Source organism: Nocardia sp. IBHARD005 (assembly GCF_052814245.1).
The window spans coordinates 5,244,043-5,261,009 of the sequence record NZ_CP199935.1; the positions used below are offsets into that span (position 1 = coordinate 5,244,043).

15 protein-coding genes and 1 pseudogene are annotated in these 16,967 nt (G+C 67.1%); 6 read left to right on the forward strand and 10 right to left on the reverse strand.

Features of this window, described 5'->3' with window-relative positions:
• Positions 1–103 precede the first annotated feature (103 nt).
• Entirely contained in the window at positions 104–337 is a 234-nt protein-coding gene (secG, locus tag ACTWPB_RS24685; protein WP_101468684.1) for a preprotein translocase subunit SecG, read from the reverse strand.
• Positions 338–496: 159 nt separating this feature from the next.
• Between secG and ACTWPB_RS24690 the strand changes: the two are divergent.
• Both ACTWPB_RS24690 and ACTWPB_RS24695 read left to right on the forward strand, forming a co-directional pair.
• Positions 497–610: pseudogene (locus ACTWPB_RS24690) on the forward strand (helix-turn-helix domain-containing protein); the annotation flags it as partial.
• A gap of 38 nt (positions 611–648) precedes the next feature.
• Positions 649–1,752, forward strand: coding sequence for an RNA-guided endonuclease InsQ/TnpB family protein (locus tag ACTWPB_RS24695; protein WP_446222918.1), 1,104 nt, complete (start codon positions 649–651; stop codon positions 1,750–1,752).
• A gap of 61 nt (positions 1,753–1,813) precedes the next feature.
• Here ACTWPB_RS24695 and ACTWPB_RS24700 read toward each other — a convergent pair whose 3' ends face one another.
• Positions 1,814–3,409 (reverse strand): MFS transporter, encoded by a 1,596-nt coding sequence (locus ACTWPB_RS24700; protein WP_446222919.1) that lies wholly within the window; start codon positions 3,407–3,409, stop codon positions 1,814–1,816.
• A 239-nt stretch (positions 3,410–3,648) separates the two neighbouring features.
• Between ACTWPB_RS24700 and ACTWPB_RS24705 the strand changes: the two genes are divergently transcribed.
• Both ACTWPB_RS24705 and ACTWPB_RS24710 read left to right on the forward strand, forming a co-directional pair.
• On the forward strand, positions 3,649–4,164 hold the full coding sequence (locus tag ACTWPB_RS24705) for an MmpS family transport accessory protein (RefSeq protein WP_446222920.1): 516 nt from the start codon (positions 3,649–3,651) through the stop codon (positions 4,162–4,164).
• A 70-nt stretch (positions 4,165–4,234) separates the two neighbouring features.
• Positions 4,235–5,020, forward strand: coding sequence for an META domain-containing protein (locus ACTWPB_RS24710; RefSeq protein ID WP_446222921.1), 786 nt, complete (start codon positions 4,235–4,237; stop codon positions 5,018–5,020).
• A gap of 68 nt (positions 5,021–5,088) precedes the next feature.
• Here ACTWPB_RS24710 and tpiA read toward each other — a convergent pair whose 3' ends face one another.
• From tpiA to uvrC, 7 genes are all read right to left on the reverse strand, one after another.
• Positions 5,089–5,877 carry a triose-phosphate isomerase gene (gene tpiA, locus ACTWPB_RS24715; RefSeq protein WP_378912970.1) on the reverse strand — a complete coding sequence of 263 codons (789 nt, stop codon included), beginning with the start codon at positions 5,875–5,877 and terminating at the stop codon, positions 5,089–5,091.
• A 3-nt stretch (positions 5,878–5,880) separates the two neighbouring features.
• Positions 5,881–7,113 carry a phosphoglycerate kinase gene (locus tag ACTWPB_RS24720; protein WP_446222922.1) on the reverse strand — a complete coding sequence of 411 codons (1,233 nt, stop codon included), beginning with the start codon at positions 7,111–7,113 and terminating at the stop codon, positions 5,881–5,883.
• A 5-nt stretch (positions 7,114–7,118) separates the two neighbouring features.
• Positions 7,119–8,135: a type I glyceraldehyde-3-phosphate dehydrogenase gene (gene gap, locus ACTWPB_RS24725; RefSeq protein ID WP_446222923.1), complete on the reverse strand. Its 1,017-nt coding sequence runs from the start codon at positions 8,133–8,135 to the stop codon at positions 7,119–7,121.
• A 213-nt stretch (positions 8,136–8,348) separates the two neighbouring features.
• Entirely contained in the window at positions 8,349–9,332 is a 984-nt protein-coding gene (gene whiA, locus ACTWPB_RS24730; protein ID WP_056810477.1) for a DNA-binding protein WhiA, read from the reverse strand.
• Complete coding sequence (locus ACTWPB_RS24735; RefSeq protein WP_446222924.1) at positions 9,323–10,387, reverse strand: gluconeogenesis factor YvcK family protein; 1,065 nt, start codon at positions 10,385–10,387, stop codon at positions 9,323–9,325. Before ACTWPB_RS24735 ends, whiA begins: the two co-directional genes overlap by 10 nt.
• Entirely contained in the window at positions 10,384–11,340 is a 957-nt protein-coding gene (gene rapZ, locus ACTWPB_RS24740; protein WP_446222925.1) for an RNase adapter RapZ, read from the reverse strand. The genes ACTWPB_RS24735 and rapZ overlap by 4 nt, the downstream gene beginning before the upstream one ends.
• A gap of 119 nt (positions 11,341–11,459) precedes the next feature.
• The gene (gene uvrC, locus ACTWPB_RS24745; protein ID WP_446222926.1) at positions 11,460–13,445 is read right to left on the reverse strand and encodes an excinuclease ABC subunit UvrC; all 1,986 of its coding nucleotides are present in this window, start codon (positions 13,443–13,445) and stop codon (positions 11,460–11,462) included.
• A 271-nt stretch (positions 13,446–13,716) separates the two neighbouring features.
• Here uvrC and ACTWPB_RS24750 point away from each other — a divergent pair, with 271 nt between their 5' ends.
• On the forward strand, positions 13,717–14,130 hold the full coding sequence (locus ACTWPB_RS24750; RefSeq protein ID WP_446222927.1) for a hypothetical protein: 414 nt from the start codon (positions 13,717–13,719) through the stop codon (positions 14,128–14,130).
• 22 nt (positions 14,131–14,152) lie between these two features.
• Here the strand turns inward: ACTWPB_RS24750 and ACTWPB_RS24755 are convergent, their stop codons facing one another.
• A complete protein-coding gene (locus ACTWPB_RS24755) occupies positions 14,153–14,845 on the reverse strand; it encodes an HAD family hydrolase (RefSeq protein WP_446222928.1) in 693 nt (230 codons plus the stop codon).
• A gap of 168 nt (positions 14,846–15,013) precedes the next feature.
• Here ACTWPB_RS24755 and ggt point away from each other — a divergent pair, with 168 nt between their 5' ends.
• Complete coding sequence (gene ggt / locus ACTWPB_RS24760; protein WP_446222929.1) at positions 15,014–16,966, forward strand: gamma-glutamyltransferase; 1,953 nt, start codon at positions 15,014–15,016, stop codon at positions 16,964–16,966.
• Position 16,967 lies beyond the last annotated feature (1 nt).

Genomic DNA, 16,967 nt, shown 5'->3' on the forward strand with positions numbered 1-16,967 from the left:
CCCCTCGTTCGACGACCTGGACCGGCACAGCTCCCCCATAGCTCATGGAAATACCCTACCGACATGCTGTGCGCGGGTCAGCAGGGCAGAACTGGGTGCGAACTCAGGCGAATTTGATCTCGAGGCCGATGCCGAGGATCGCGATGAACCAGACGATGCCGACGAAGATGGTGATGCGGTCGAGGTTCTTCTCGACGACGGTGGAGCCGGACAGGCTCGACTGCACGCCACCACCGAAGAGGCTGGACAAGCCGCCACCCTTGGCGCGGTGCAACAGCACCAGCAGCACCAACAGCAAGCTGGTGATCACAAGGAGGATATCGAGGAACAGCGACATGAGGTTCATCCTAGGTGGTCAGCAGCCGACTGGCCCACGAGGGTATCTGATACCTCATGAGTGCTGGTCGGAGGTTCAGTCGGGCGGCCGGGTAGGGCCATGGACATCGAACGAATAGTTGTCGGTGACAGCTGGCAGACTGCGCGAATGGTTCGGCATATGACCTTCCGATACTGCCTCGACCCGACGGTCGAGCAGCGATCGGTCATGTCACGCCATGCCGGAGCCGCACGGTTTGCCTACAACCAATGTCTCGCCACTGTGAAGACACGGTTGGATGCGCGGCGACGTGATCCGGCGGTCGCGGTTCCATGGTCGGGTTTCGATCAGATCAACTCGTTCAACACGTTCATACGGTCCGCACAGGCAGTGGCAATCGGCGGGTCGGGTTTCCACGATTCAAGAAGAAGACTCACAAGCGATCGTTTCGACTCCGCAACAAATACACCGGCAGCAATCGCCCGCCAATCCGTGTCGGTGAGAACAATATTGCGCGGTCGGTGCGGTTGCCCGGGATCGGAGTGGTCGGTGTGCGGGAGGACACCCGGCCGTTGCGGCGGATGCTGGCCAAGAACCATGCCAGAATATTGGCCGCGACAGTCACCGAGAGGATTGATCGGTGGTGGGTCTCACTCACTGTCGAAGCCGCCGATCATCATCCGGCCCAGCGGCACCCTGGTCGCGGCGGCAGTGATCCGAGCGGTTGGGTCGGGGTAGACAGAGGACTGTCGGCGCTGATCGTCGCGGCCACCCCCGATGGCCGCGAGGTAGCCCGGATCACCGACCGACCCACCCCTCTCACGTCGAGACTCGGACAGCAACGGCGATTGGCACGGGTGGTAGCGCGCCGGGAAAAGGGATCACGCCGCCGCTGCAAGGCGACCATACGCCTCGCACGGCATCATCAACGTAGCCGCAACATCCGCGAGCACTTCCTGCATCAGGTTTCGCATGATCTGGTCAAAACCCACGACCGGATCGTGTTGGAAGATCTGAGCATTGCCGGGATGCTGCGCAACCACCATCTTGCTCGCACGATCAGCGATGCTGGATGGGGTGAGTTCGCCCGTCAAGTCCAGTACAAGCAGCGATGGCGGGGTGGGCAGGTCTACCTAGCAGACCGGTGGTTTGCTTCCAGCAAAACCTGCTCGGGCTGCGGAACCCGTGCCGAGATGTTGCCACTGGCGCAGCGGGTTTTCACCTGCACCGACTGCGGACACACTCTTGATCGCGATCTCAACGCCGCGGTCAATCTCGCCGCCTGGGGCGAAAGACATCACCAGGCTCGGGAGCCCGAAGCGCGAGCCCCGGTTACCAACGCCCGTGGACGGGAAGGCACTGGCCGACACTCAGGTGTCGGCGAAACCAGCCCGGAAGAAGCGGAAACCGACACTCACCCGGCATCGGCCGCGTGAGTCGAGGACGTCCGAGAAGGACGGTGCTTCAGAACTTCCGCCGAGGAGTTCGAGGCACGCTTCAACCAGGCTCGACGGCGACCAGGTGTGAGACGGTGTGGGGCCCTGCGGAGTACTGCGCGACGGTCTGTTCGATCTCCTGGTCACGGGCGGTCTGGCGCACCTGGTGCTGATGCATGTGCTCGGCCCAGGATCGGACGACGAAGGCTTCGACGAAGCGGTCGACGGTGCCGACGTCGCGGTAGAGCCGCCATTCCATCGCGCCAGTGCGCTGCCGGGATCGCCCGACCATCGCCATCGATTCGGTGAAGGCGGCAACGTCGCGAGGTGGCACGTCGTAGCCCCGCATCACCAGGACGGGGCCGTCCGCGGGGTCGGGCTCGACGACGAGTTGTGGTTCGGGCCAGTACGCCGCCGGTGAGAGGTCGATGTCCTCGACGTTGTGCCGGATCGGCCACCACAGGGTGCTCACGGCACAGCACGCCAGCAGCACCGCCGCGATCAGCAGCGCCGTCACGGCACCGTAGGCACCGGCGACCAGACCCCAGAGCAGGGAACCCATCGCCTGCCCGCCCATGAACACCAGCATGTACACCGACAGACCCCGGGCGCGGACCCAGGCGGGCAGCAGCAACTGCATGGTCGAGTTCAGCGTCGACATCGCCAGCAACCACGCCAGCCCGGCCCCCACCAGCAGCACCAGTACCAGCACCACGTGGTGGACCAGCGCGGTCGCGACCGCGCCGAGGCCGAACAGAACCGCGGCGAACGCGAGTCGCTGGGTAGGGGTGAACAGGACCCGCAGCCGCGACAATCCGAGCGCACCACAGACCGCACCGAGGCCGAGCGCACCGAGCAGCAAACCGTAGCCCGATGACGACAGTCCGAGCCGGTCGTGCGCGATCACCGGCAGCAGCGACCACACCGCGCTGGCGGGGGCGATGAACAGGATCGCGCGGAACAGCACCCGCCTGATCGCAGGCGCGGCTCGAATGAACCGGGTGCCTGCCTGCAACGCCGCGAGAGGCCGTTCACTGGGTAGCGGGCTCGTTCGCGTCGGCCACTTCGACACCAGCAGCACCGCAACGATGCCGACGAACGACACCGTGTTGAACCCGAACACCACGGTCGGCCCGGCCACCGACACGATCACACCCGCCACCGCGGGACCGACGGCCCGACCGATATTGACGCTCATGCTGCCCAGCGCCGCCGCCGACGTGATCTGGTCGCGCGACACCAGCTCGGGCTGCACCGCCTGCCAGGCAGGAGCGGTGAGCGCCTGCCCACAGCCCAGCAGGAACAGCAGGCCGAGCAGGACCGCGGGCGTGGTGTGGCCGGTGGCGGTGAACACGGTGAGGGTGAGCGAGGCGAGCGCCATGCCCGTCTGCGCGCCGATCAGCAGCCTGCGCCGGTCGACCAGGTCGGCCAGCACTCCGGACGGGATCGACAGCAACATCACCGGCAACGCGAGCGCGGTCTGCACGAACGACACCAGGGCCGCCGCGTTCGGCTGATCCACGAGGATCCACTGCGCGCCGACCGTCTGCATCCACGTGCCCAGATTGGACACGAGTTGCGCGATCCACAGCGCCCGGAACACCGGTGAACGCAACGGCGCCCAGGTCGAGATCCGTTCTGCCGCGACGATGCCCACCCGATGACCTTATCCCCGGCGACTGCCATCGCGCGTGATGTGACTGCTGCCGAGAAGGTAGCCCGCCGTCAGCGCACGCCCGCGGCGAAGAGTCCCGGCAAACTATCAGATACCTTGTCGCGCACGACAATCGAACGGGTGATCCGCCGATACGGTGTTATCTTCTGAGCGCTTTCGAGCGATCAGAAGTTCAGCTCCCGTTTCGTTCGGGGGGAGCTGTCACGACACGGAGGAAATGTATGAACGCCCCGCAACAACCCTATGGCCAGCAGCCCTATGGCCAGCAACCGCCTTACGGCCAGCAACCGCCCGGCGGCGGCTACCCGCCCCAGGGTGGCTACCCGCAGCCGCCGCGCAAGAAGAAGGTGTGGCCGTGGGTACTCGGTGGCATTCTCGTCGTGCTGTTGCTGATCGTCGGTGGTTGTGTGGCGTTCGTCGGTACCGTCGCCAATGAGATCGAGAACGAGGTCAGCCGTGAGGTGACCGTCTCCTACCAGGCCGCGGGCTCGGGCACCGGCACCGTCATCTATTCCGACGGGACCCTCAACGTTCAGACCGAAGACGACGTACCACTGCCGTGGTCGAAGAATGTGACGATCACCGGCCTGGTGAAGCACTCCGCGCTGAGCGTCATGGCGGGCATCGACGGCGGAACGGTCTCCTGCAAGATCGTCGTCGGCGGCAAGGTGATCGCCCAGGACGAGGCCAGCGGTTCACTCGCCACCGCCGACTGCACGGGCGACGCAGGCAAGTAGTTCTCACCGGATCGCGACCCGCCCCGAACATCGAACAGCGGTGTTCGGGGCGGTCCGTACCATCGGCTCCATGCGGATATCACCTCGTCCTCTGGCCGTCCTGCTCGCACTGGCCGGCATGGTGGTGGCCGGTTGCGGATCGCCCGACAAAGAACCGGTGGACGACAGCGCCACGCCGATGGGCCACACCTATATCTCGACCGAGGTCGTCGGCGACAAGATCCCGGGCGGCGGTCCGATGACGCTCACCTTCACCGACGGCCGGATCGCGGCGAACTCCGGCTGCAACTCCGCGGGCGGCACCGTCGACCTGAGCAACAATGTCGTGCACACGTCTCCGCTGGCCAGCACGTTGATGGCGTGCCCGGGCGAACGCGAAGGCGTCGACGCCTGGCAGAACAACTTCCTGGAATCCGACCCCACCTGGCGTCTCGACGGTGATCGGCTGACACTGACGGGCCAGTCCGTCACCGTCCATCTCACCGACAAGAAGATCGTGAGTCCCGACAAGCCGCTGACCGGCACCGCGTGGGTGGTCACGACCATGATCACCCCGGACGCGCAGATCCGGTCGACCACGCTCGACCAGGTGAGCCCGAATCTCGGCATCGGCGAGGGCGGCACCGTCAGCGGTACCGCGGGCTGCAACCGGATCACCGGCACCGCCGGCGTCGGTCCCGGCGACGCGGTGACCTTCGCCGTCGCCACCACCAAGATGATGTGCCCACCGGAGGTGATGGAAGTCGAGCAGAACGTGCTGCGCGCGCTGGACGGCCGAACCACCGCCACCATCGACGCCGACACCCTCACCCTGCGCAACGACAACGGCTACGGCCTGATCCTGCACGCGCAGTAGCCCCGACCGACGAAAAGCGAAGGGCCGGAAACCCGTTGGTTTCCAGCCCTTCGGTGTTCAGTGCCCGATCAGGGCAGCGGACCGCCCGCGGCGATCGCCGACAAGGTGGCGAACTCGTCACCCTTGAGCGAAGCACCGCCGACCAGCGCGCCGTCGATATCGGGCTGACGGATCAGCTCGCCGATATTCTTGGCGTTCACCGAGCCGCCGTAGAGCACGCGCACACCGGCGGCGACCTCCGGGGAAGCCAGCTTCTCCAGCTCGCCACGGATCGCGCCGCACACTTCCTGCGCGTCGGCCGCCGAGGCGACCTTGCCGGTGCCGATGGCCCAGACCGGCTCGTAGGCGATGACAACCTGCGAAATCTGTTCCGCCGTGAGGCCTTTGAGCGATCCACGCAGTTGCTCGAGGTTGTACTCGACGTGCGTACCCGCCTCGCGGACGCCGAGACCCTCACCGATGCAGACGATCGGGGTGATCTCGTACTTCAGCGCCTGCTTGGCCTTGGCCAGCACGGTCGCGTCGTCCTCGTGGTGGTACTGACGACGCTCCGAGTGCCCGACCACCACGTACGCGCAGCCGAGCTTCGCCAGCATCGGCGCGCTGACCTCGCCGGTGTAGGCACCGGAGTCGTGCGCCGAGACGTCCTGCGCACCGTAGGTGATCAGCAGCTTGTCGCCGTCGACGATCGACTGCACACTGCGCAGATCGGTGAACGGCGGGATCACCGTCACGTCGACCTTCGCGAAGTACTTCTCGGGCAGCGCGAACGCCACCTTCTGCACCAGCGAGATGGCCTCGAGGTGGTTGAGGTTCATCTTCCAGTTGCCCGCGATGAGCGGTTTACGTGCAGCCATCGCTCAGCCCTCCAGCACCGAAATACCGGGCAGCTCTTTGCCTTCCAGGTATTCCAGAGAAGCGCCACCACCGGTGGAGATGTGTGAGAAGCCGTCGTCGGGCAGGCCGAGGGTGCGCACGGCAGCCGCCGAGTCACCGCCGCCGACGACCGTGAACGCACCCTTGGAGGTGGCGGTCACGATGGCCTCGGCGACACCACGGGTGCCCGCGGCGAACGCGTCGAACTCGAACACACCCATCGGTCCGTTCCAGAACACCGTCTTGGCCTCGGTCAGCAACGCGGAGAACCGCGAGACCGATTCGGGGCCGATGTCAAGGCCCAGCCAGCCGTCGGGGATCTCGGTCGAGGCCACGGTCTTCGACTCCGCGTCGGGCGCGAACTTGTCGGCCACCACGATGTCGACCGGCAGGTGCAGCACGTCGCCGAAGCGCTCGAGCAGCGACTTGCAGGTGTCGATCATCTCGGCCTGCAGCAGCGAACCACCGACCGGAAGTCCTTGCGCGGCAAGGAAGGTGAAGCACATGCCGCCGCCGATCACCAAGGTGTCGACCTTGGGGGCCAGCGCCTCGATCACCGCGAGCTTGTCCGAGACCTTGGAGCCACCGAGCACCACCGCGTACGGGCGGGCCGGGTCTGCACCTTCGCCCCCGGACCCACCCAGCTTGCGCAGCACCTCGACCTCGGCCGCGACCAGCGTGCCCGCGTAATGCGGGAGCGCCTGCGCGACGTCGTAGACCGACGCCTGCTTGCGGTGCACCACGCCGAAACCGTCGGAGACGAACGCACCGTCGTCGCCGACCAGCTCGACGAACGCCGCGGCCAGCTTGGCCCGCTCCGAGTCGTCCTTGCTGGTTTCACGCGGGTCGAAGCGCACGTTCTCGAGCAGCAGCACGTCACCGTCGGTGAGGCCTTCCGAGCGCGAGAGCGCGTCGTAGCCCACCACGTCACCGGCCAGCTGGACATTGCGGCCGAGCAGCTCGGCCAGCTTCGCCGCCACGGGGGCGAGGGAGAACTTGGCGTCGGGCTCGCCCTTGGGGCGGCCCAGGTGAGCCATCACGACCACCTTGGCGCCCGCGTCGACCAGCGCCTGAATGGTCGGCACCGAGGCGATGATGCGGCCGGGGTCGGTGATCTGGCCGTTGTCGTCGAGGGGAACGTTCAGATCGGAGCGCACGAGCACGCCGCGACCCTCGACACCCTCGGCCAGGAGATCCTGAAGTGTTTGAACTGTCATGGCGATCAGAGCGTCTTGCCGACGAGATCGACCAGGTTGGCCAGCCGGTTCGAGTAGCCCCACTCGTTGTCGTACCAGGAGACGACCTTGACCTGGTTGTCGATGACCTTGGTCAGCGGCGCGTCGTAGATCGACGAGTGCGGGTCGGTGACGATGTCGCTGGACACGATCGGGTCCTCGTTGTACTTGAGGATGCCCTTCATCGGGCCCTCGGCGGCGGCCTTCATCGCGGCGTTGATCTCTTCGATGGTGGCCGGCTTCGCCAGGGTGGCGGTGAGGTCGGTGACCGAGCCCGTCGGGACCGGAACGCGCAGCGCGTAGCCGTCGAGCTTGCCCTGCAGCTCGGGCAGCACCAGGCCGATGGCCTTGGCGGCACCGGTGCCGGTGGGCACGATGTTCAGGGCCGCGGCGCGGGCGCGACGCAGGTCCTTGTGCGGGGCGTCCTGCAGGTTCTGGTCCTGGGTGTAGGCGTGAATGGTGGTCATCAGACCGTTCACGATGCCGAACGAGTCGTTGAGCACCTTGGCGATCGGGCCGAGGCAGTTCGTGGTGCAGGACGCGTTGGAGATGATGTTCTGGCTGCCGTCGTACTTGTCGTCGTTGACGCCCATCACGATGGTGATGTCGTCGCCGGTGGCAGGCGCGGAGATGATGACCTTCTTGGCGCCGGCGGACAGGTGACCCTTGGCCTGCTCGGCGGCGGTGAAGATGCCGGTCGACTCGACGACCACGTCGACGTTCAGGTCGGCCCATGGCAGCGCCGAGGGGCCTTCCTTGATCGCGAGCGCCTTGATGCGCTGCTCGCCGACCACGATGGTGTCGCCTTCGACGGAGACGTTCTGCGGCAGGCGACCCAGGATCGAGTCGTACTTCAGCAGGGTGGCCAGGGTGTTGATGTCGGTGAGGTCGTTAACCGCGACAATTTCGATATCGGTCTCGCCGACGGCCTTCAGCGCCTCCACCGCACGGAAGAAATTACGTCCGATACGACCGAAGCCGTTGATACCTACCCGGACAGTCACGTTATCGCTCCTCAGCTTTCAAGCGGATTCATTCCGACGGTAACCACAGTAGTAGCCGCATCAGCCTTCACGACAGCCACCTGTGAGTTGTGAGCTCCCCGGCTTCAGGCCTGCGGAGACCCCAGAATAGAGGGCAGAGCGGTCCAGCATGACCGCTCTGCCCTAATCGTCGGATTCGCCACACCTTTCGGCGCGAGGAGTCTCGGTTCCTGGTTACGCGTCGTCGAGGAGTTCCGCTGTCACCGCCGACTCGGTATCGGGGATACCGAGGTCCTTGGCGCGCCGGTCGGCCATCGACAGCAATCGCCGGATCCGGCCCGCGACAGCGTCTTTGGTCATCGGCGGCTCGGCCAGCTGACCGAGTTCTTCCAGGGAGGCCTGCCGGTGCTGTACCCGCAGCCTGCCCGCCGCGGCGAGATGCTCGGGAACATCGTCGGCGAGGATCTCCAGCGCCCGCTCCACCCGAGCCGCCGCCGCGACGGCCGCACGCGCCGATCGACGCAGGTTCGCGTCGTCGAAGTTGGCGAGCCGGTTGGCGGTGGCCCGCACCTCGCGGCGCATCCGCCGTTCTTCCCAGGTGAGCCTGGTGTCCTGCGCGCCCATCCGGGTGAGCAGGGCGCCGATCGCCTCACCGTCACGCACCACGACTCGATCCGTGCCGCGCACCTCCCGCGCCTTCGCGGTGATGCCGAGCCTGCGCGCCGCACCGACCAGCGCCAGGGCCGCCTCCGGACCGGGGCAGCTCACCTCGAGCGCCGAGGAACGACCCGGCTCGGTGAGCGAACCGTGCGCGAGAAACGCACCACGCCATGCCGCTTCGGCGTCACCGATGCTGCCGCCGACCACCTGCGCGGGCAGCCCGCGGACGGGACGTCCGCGCACGTCGAGCAAACCGGTCTGGCGCGCCAGCGCCTCGCCTTCCTTCGACACCCGCACGACGTAGCGGGAGGTCTTACGCAACCCACCCGCGCCGAGCACATGTACGTCGGAGCCGTATCCGTACAGCTCGAAAATCTCTCTGCGCAGTCGCCGGGCGATGGACCCCATGTCCACCTCGGCTTCCACGATCACCCTGCCCCCCACGATGTGCAGACCGCCCGCAAACCGCAGCAACGCCGACAGTTCCGCTTTACGCGAGCTGACCTGCGACACCACGAGCCTGCTCAGCTCGTCCTTCACCTCGGCTGTCATCGCCACGAGACGCGCTCCTTTCCCACCGACCCCGAACGCTCATCTGCAACACTGTGCACATCTGAGGCACTGTGCCGTCTCTCGAATCGAAGCCCAGTCAGTTGCGACCGCGGCGACCGGATCAGCTGATCCAGTGCGGCGGCAAGTTTTCCGGGATGATGCCGATCCGTTCCCGGCTCGGCGACATCGCAGAACGTTACCCGTGCACGCAACTGTTCGGCGGCTCTTGCCACATGTTCCCGTTGCCGCCCCTCGGGCACCGACGCCGAGTCGACGAGCACGTCGTCGACCGCGAAATCCGGTGCGTGCTGGGACAATACATGCAGATGTCGCTCCGCGGAAAAGCCGGCGGTCTCGCCCGGCTCCGCGGCCAGATTGAGAACGAGTACTTTGCGTGCCCTGGTACGTACCAGCGCCGCGTGCAACTGCGGCAGCAGGACATGCGGAATGACGCTGGTGAACCACGAACCAGGTCCCAGCACAACAACATCCGCGTCTTCGATAGCCGAGGTCGCCTCGGGGCTGGCAGGCGGATCGGACGGAATCAGCCGCACCCGCCGGACCTTACCCGGCGTGGTCGCGACCGCAACCTGACCGCGCACGCACCGGCCGATCCGCGGATCCGATTCCAGGCCAGACACTTCGGCCTCGATGTCGAGCGGAATCGGCGACATCGGCAGCACCCGGCCGGTGATCCGCAACAGCCTGCCCACCTCGTCGAGCGCTGCCACCGGATCACCGAGGATGTCGGTGAGCCCGGCCAGGATCAGATTTCCCACCGAGTGCCCCGCGAGCGCGCCGGTGCCGCCGAAGCGGTGCTGCACCGTCGTGGTCCAGACACCGTCGGCGTCGTCGGACAGCGCTGCCAGGGCCATTCGCAGGTCACCCGGCGGGAGCATGCCCAGCTCGGCGCGTAGCCGGCCGGACGACCCGCCGTCGTCGGCGACGGTGACGACGGCGGTGATCCGCCTCGTCAGCCTGCGTACCGCCGTCAATGTCGCGTACAGCCCATGTCCGCCGCCCAGCGCGACGACGGCTGGGTCGGCTTCGGTTCCACTCATTCGCGCCCCAGATCCCGGTGCACGACGCGAACGACGTCCACCGCCACGTGCCCGGTATCGGCGCCGATGCGCTCACCCAGTGCCTCGGCGATAGCGACGCTGCGATGTTTGCCGCCGGTGCACCCCACTGCCACGGTCATGTATCGCTTCCCCTCTTGGCGGTATCCGGTCGTCGTCAGGTCGACCAGGTGTTTGCCGGTCTGCAGGTAGTCGCGCGCACCCGGCCGGGACAGCACGTAATCGCTGACCACCGACTCCTGTCCTGTGTGTTCCCGCAATTCTGGAATCCAATGCGGGTTCGGCAGGAATCGCACGTCCAACACCATGTCGGCGTCGAGGGGAACACCGTATTTGAAGCCGAACGACTGCACAGTCAGTTGCAGTGCGGCTGGCGCGCCCGCGCCGTATGCCTCCTCCAGCTTGCGGTGCAGCTGGTGGATCGACAGCTCGGTGGTGTCGATGACGAGGTCGGCGGCGGCCTTGACCGGGGCGAGCCTGGCTCGTTCGGCGGTCAGACCGGCCGAGAGCGTCCCGTCGGGGCTGTCGCTCTGCAGCGGATGACGACGCCGGGCGAAGCCGAACCGCCGGATCAGCACATCGTCGGACGCCTCGAGAAACAGCACCCTCGTGCGGATACCCGCGCCACGCAACTGCTCGGTGACCCCGGAGAGCTCGCCGGTGAAGAATCGGCTGCGCACGTCCATGACCAGCGCGAGCCGCCGGATCGGCGGGTCGGCCGCGGCGCCTAGTTCGATCATCCGCCCGATCAGTTCGGGCGGTAGGTTGTCGGTCACATACCAGCCGAGATCCTCCAGCACGCGCGCGGCAGTGCCGCGGCCCGCGCCGGACAAGCCGGTCACGATAACCACTTCTACTGGTTGCTGTGTGTCGGTGACCGTCCCGGATTGCCCGGGTGCCGCCCCCGCCTTGTTATTCGATTCGACGCGTGTCATGTCCTACCGGATCCGTTTCTGGGTGCCTTTCGATCATCCCGCACCGGTTCGGGTATCGGGCGCAGACACACAACGTACGGCACACGCAATGTTGCGTCCTGCGATCCCGGCCGTCACGGTTACGGGCTGTTGAGCGCCGCGAGCACTGCTTTTGCCGTCGCGACCCCGATTCCGGGCACCGAGGTGATTTCTTCGACAGTCGCGTCCTTTATTCTCGCGACCGAGCCGAAGTGGGTGACCAGGGCGGTCCGCCTCGTCTCGCCGAGACCCGGCACCGCGTCCAGCGCCGATGCTGTCATCCGGCGTGAGCGTTTGCTGCGGTGGAACGTGATGGCGAAGCGGTGCGCCTCGTCGCGCACGCGTTGCAGCAGGAACAGTGCCTCGCTGTTGCGCGGCATGATCACCGGGTCGGCCTCGCCGGGCACCCATACCTCTTCGAGGCGTTTGGCCAGGCCGATCACCGCGACATCGGTGATACCGAGATCATCGAGGACCTCGGCGGCGGCGGCGACCTGGGGTGCACCGCCGTCGACGACGTAGAGGTTGGGCGGGTAGGCGAAGCGGCGCGGCCGGCCGGTGGTCGGGTCGACGCCAGGGCGTGAGGCGGGTTCGTCCACCTCGTCGGGTTCGATCTCGACGGGTTGTTCGCGGTCGCGGGCCAGACGGGCGAAGCGGCGACGGGTCACCTCGGCGATGCTGCCGACGTCGTCGGAGCGGCCGTCGCCCGCGGCTTCCTTGATCGCGTAGTGGCGGTAGTCGGACTTGCGGGCCAGGCCGTCTTCGAAGACCACCAGTGAGGCGACCACGTCGGTGCCCTGCACGTGGCTGATGTCGACGCATTCGATCCGCAGTGGGGCGCTGTCGAGTTCGAGTGCGTCTTGAATATCTTGCAGCGCTTGCGATCTCGAGGTGAGATCACCGGCGCGGCGGAGCTTGTGCTGGGCCAGTGCCTCGGCGGCGTTGCGCTGCACCGTCTCGGCAAGCGCCTTCTTGTCGCCGCGCTGGGGGATGCGCAGCGAGACCGCGGAGCCGCGCATCTCGCTGAGCCACTCACCGATCTCCACCGCGTCGGCGGGCAGTTCGGGCACCAATACCTCACGCGGGACGACGATGGCCGCGTCGCCGTTCTGGTCTGCCATCGAGGCCTGTTCGCCGTAGAACTGGGTGAGGAACTGTTCGACCAGGGCGGCCAGTTCGGTTCCTGATTCCGCGACGTCGAGTGCGTCGCCGGCTTTGTCGACGACCCAGCCGCGCTGGCCGCGCACGCGTCCGTCGCGGACATGGAAGATCTGGACCGCGGCTTCGAGTTCGTCGGTGGCGAAGGCGATCACATCGGCGTCGGTGCCGGTGCCGAGCACCACGGCCTGCTTCTCGAGTGCGCGGCGCAGCGCCTGGACGTCGTCGCGTAGCCGGGCGGCGGTCTCGAAGTCGAGGTCTTCGGCGGCTTCGTGCATGCGGCGTTCGAGTGCGCGCACCATCTTGTCGGTCTTGCCGGAGAGGAAGTCGCAGAAGTCCTCGACGATCTGGCGGTGTTCGTCGGCATCGACCCGGCCCACGCACGGCGCGGAACACTTGTCGATGTAGCCGAGCAGACAGGGTCGCCCGATCTGGTTGTGCCGCTTGAAGACTCCGTTGGAGCAGGTGCGCGCCGGGAATACCCGCAGCAACAGGTCGAGGGTCTCGCGAATCGCCCAGGCGTGCGCGTAGGGGCCGAAGTAGCGCACGCCCTTCTTGCGGGCACCGCGGTAGACGAACAGCCGCGGATACTCCTCGTTGAGGGTTACCGCGAGCACCGGGTAGGTCTTGTCGTCGCGGTAACGCACATTGAACCGCGGATCGAATTCCTTGATCCAGTTGTACTCGAGCTGCAGCGCCTCGACCTCGGTGGACACCACGGTCCACTCGACAGCGGCGGCCGTTGTCACCATCTGCTTGGTGCGCGGATGCAGCGAGTACACATCGGCGAAGTAGGAATTCAACCGACTCCGCAGGCTCTTGGCCTTGCCGACATAGATGACCCGCCCGTGCACGTCCCGGAACTTGTACACACCGGGTTCGACGGGAATCGTGCCCGGCGCCGGCCGGTACGTCGCGGGATCTGCCACCTGTCAAGCCTAATGGGCGCAGGCGCGACAGCGCTCCTCAGCTGCGCACGGCCGGAGCGAAGGCGGAGGTACGCCTAGCGAGGGGCTCCGACAGCTCCACACCGCCGCAGGTGCGCCTAGCCCGACAGGTCCGCACCACCGAGGCGGGCACACGAACCGAGGCGCCGTCGATAGTCCGCCGGGTCGAAGGACTGCGGCAGGCGCGCCGGGACCGGCCGAGTACCCGCCTGTGTAGCGTGAGTGCTCGGATTGTGTGCCCGAAAGGACGACGATGAGCAACGCTGCCGCCCTGCCGCGAACTGGTGATGACCGGTACGACGACGAGTTGACCCCGTTCGGGGTCATGCCCGGCACTGTGCGCGGGGCGCGGCTGATCGCGACGGTCGCTACCGCCGTCGGCGTGGTGCTGATCGCGATCACGGTGGCGCTGGGTGGCTCGCTCGGCGCGCTGCTCGCCGGGTATCTGCCGTCCTTCGCGCTTGTCCCGCTGGTGCTGTTGTTCCGGCAGGGCGGCGACCTGGTGCGCAAGGCGGCGATCGGGGTCGCGGTGCTGGCGCTGCTGGTGTCGTCGACGGGCATCCTCACCGGACTGCCGCCCGGCGTGGTCGGCATCGTCGCCAACGGAGCCGTCGCCGGTCTGCTTCTTCGCCCCTCGGCGCTCGCCTGGTTCACCCGCGAGCGCTGATCGTCGGCTCCGCCCGCGGGGGTCAGCCGGCCGTGCGGATGCCGTGTTCGGCGAGTGCGTCGATGAGGGCGCGGGGGCGATCGATGGTGGGGACCGCGTCGACGAGGGCGAAGCGGGCACCGAGGGTGGTGGCGCCGCCGTCGGCTTCGGTGCTGTCGCCGATCATGAGGACGCGTTCGGGGTCGACGCCGAGGCGGTCGGTGGCGTCGCCGAAGATGCGGGCATTCGGCTTGATCGCGCCCACCTCGTAGGACAGGGTCATCGAGCCGATCAGGTCCGTCCAGCCGTGCTTCGCGAAGGCGGGGCGGATGTCGAAGGCGATATTGCTGACGATCCCGACCGGGATGCCTTGGGCAGCAAGAGATTTCAGGACGGTGCCGGTGTCGGGGTACGGAGTCCAGGTGAGCGGGTCGATGAGGCGTTCGTAGAGGCGCGTTGCCTGGGCGTCGGGGACGCCGGAGCCGCGCAGCACCTCGAGGTAGGCGTGACGGTGCAGGGCGGGGTCGAGATCGCGGTTGTCCCAGGCGTATTGGCCTGCCGCGTCGAAGGTCATGAACTGCTCGACCGGGGCCGTCATCCGCCGCAGCACTTCGGCTTTCGCCGCGATGTCGAACGGTGTGCCGTCGTCGCCGACGAGTTCGTCGGCCCAGGTCCGGTCCTCCTCCAAACGAAAGACCGTGCCCGAGTAGTCGAACAGCACCGCGTCGATATCCATATCAGCCAGGGTAGCCAGCCGGCGATCGCGCACCTGGCGGAAATCGGGCGGGGAAGCCAAGATTGGCGTACACCTCATCCGCGTGTCGACATCGTCGAGGAGGTCGACGGCGTGCGCCCCGGCGGAAAAAGAGCGAATCGTGTCGGACCGGCGAGTTACGCTGCCTACATGACGCCAAGGCGACGGACGTGGATCGGGGCCACGACGGCCGCAGTGCTCGCGGTGGGGGTACTGACCGGTTGTTCGACAGACGAGAAGACGGCTGCCGAGTGTACGAGCACGCCCAACGGCACTCCGGTATCCGCGGCGCCCGCGACCGGCGGGGGTACGCCGACCTCGCAGAATCTCAGCACCAATCCTGAGATCGCCTCGGGGTATCGCTCGGACATGACGGCGGTGCGCACCAGCACCTACGCGGTGTCGACCGCCAATCCGATTGCCACGGAGGCCGCGTGCCGGGTGCTGCGGGCGGGTGGCACCGCGACCGACGCGCTGGTCACCGCGCAGGCGATGCTCGGGCTGGTCGAACCGCAGGCGTCCGGAATCGGCGGTGGCGCCTTCCTGGTGCACTACGACGCGAAGTCGCGCACGGTCGACACCTACGACGGCCGCGAGACCGCGCCTGCCGCGGCGACCGAGAACTATCTGCGCTGGGTCAGCGATACCGACCGCACCGAACCCGCGCCGAACACCCGGGCCAGCGGGCGCTCGATCGGTGTACCCGGCGTGCTCCGGATGCTCGAACTCGCGCATTCCGAGCACGGGATGAGCGCCTGGAAGGAACTGTTCGATCCCGCGATCAGCCTGTCCGACAGCGGTTTCGAGATCAGTCCGCGGCTGGCCGGGCAGATCGCCGAATCCGCGAAGGACCTGGCCGCCGACGACGCCGCGCGCGGCTACTTCCTCGAACCCGATGGTTCGCCCAAGCAGGCCGGCACCGTCCTCACCAATCCGGCGCTGGCGAAAACGCTCTCGACGATCGCGACCGACGGAGCGAAGGCCTTCTACCGCGGGGCTATCGCCGAGGACATCGTCGAGGCGGCGGGCAGTACGGCGGGTGGGCGCACCCCCAGTGCGCTGACCACCACCGACCTGGCCGATTACGAGGCCAAGAAGCGCACGGCACTGTGCACCGGGTATCGCAAGTACGAACTGTGCGGCATGCCCGCACCGTCCTCGGGTGGCAGCACCGTCGCCGCGACGCTGGGCATCCTCGCCAACTTCGACATCCCCGCGCTGCGCCCCCAGGAGCTCGACGCCAACGGTGGGCGCCCCGACGCGCAGGCCGTGCACCTGATCTCCGAGGCCGAGCGGCTGGCCTACGCCGACCGTAACAAGTACGTCGCCGACCCGGATTTCGTTCCGCTGCCGGGCAATTCGGCCCTCTCGCTGGTCCACCCGCAGTACCTGAAGGAGCGGTCGACGCTGATCGACCCCCAGCGAAGCATGGGTACCGCCAAGCCCGGCAATCTCGGACCGGTCCCCCTCGGCAACGGCCCACAACCGCCGGAGCACGGCACCAGCCACATCTCCGTCGTCGACAAATACGGCAATGCCGCCGCGATGACCACCACGGTCGAATCGGCGTTCGGGTCGTTCCATCTCGTCGACGGGTTTCTGCTCAACAATCAGCTCACCGACTTCGCCGCCGACCCGCTCGATCCCGACGGCACCCCGGTGGCCAACCGCCTCCAGCCGAATAAGCGCCCGCGCAGTTCGATGGCCCCGACCCTGGTGTTCGAACGCGACGACAAGGGCGATCGTGGCGAACTGAAGCTCGTCACGGGTTCACCCGGCGGTTCGGTGATCATCCAGTTCGTCGTGAAAACGCTTGTCAACGTGCTGGATTGGGGCCTGGACCCACAACAGGCGGTCTCCGGGGTGTCGTTCGGCGCGGGCAATACTCCGGTCACCGGCGTAGGCGGCGAGCATCCCGACATCAACGCCACCGACAACGGTGACCATGATCCGCTGGTCGAAAAGCTGCGGGCGATGGGTCACCAGGTGTCGGTCGCGCCGCAGTCCAGCGGACTCAGTGCCCTGCGGCACAACGGCAAGGACGGCTGGATCGGCGGTGCGGATCCGCGACGCGAGGGAGCGGTCCTCGGCGATACCCGCTGAG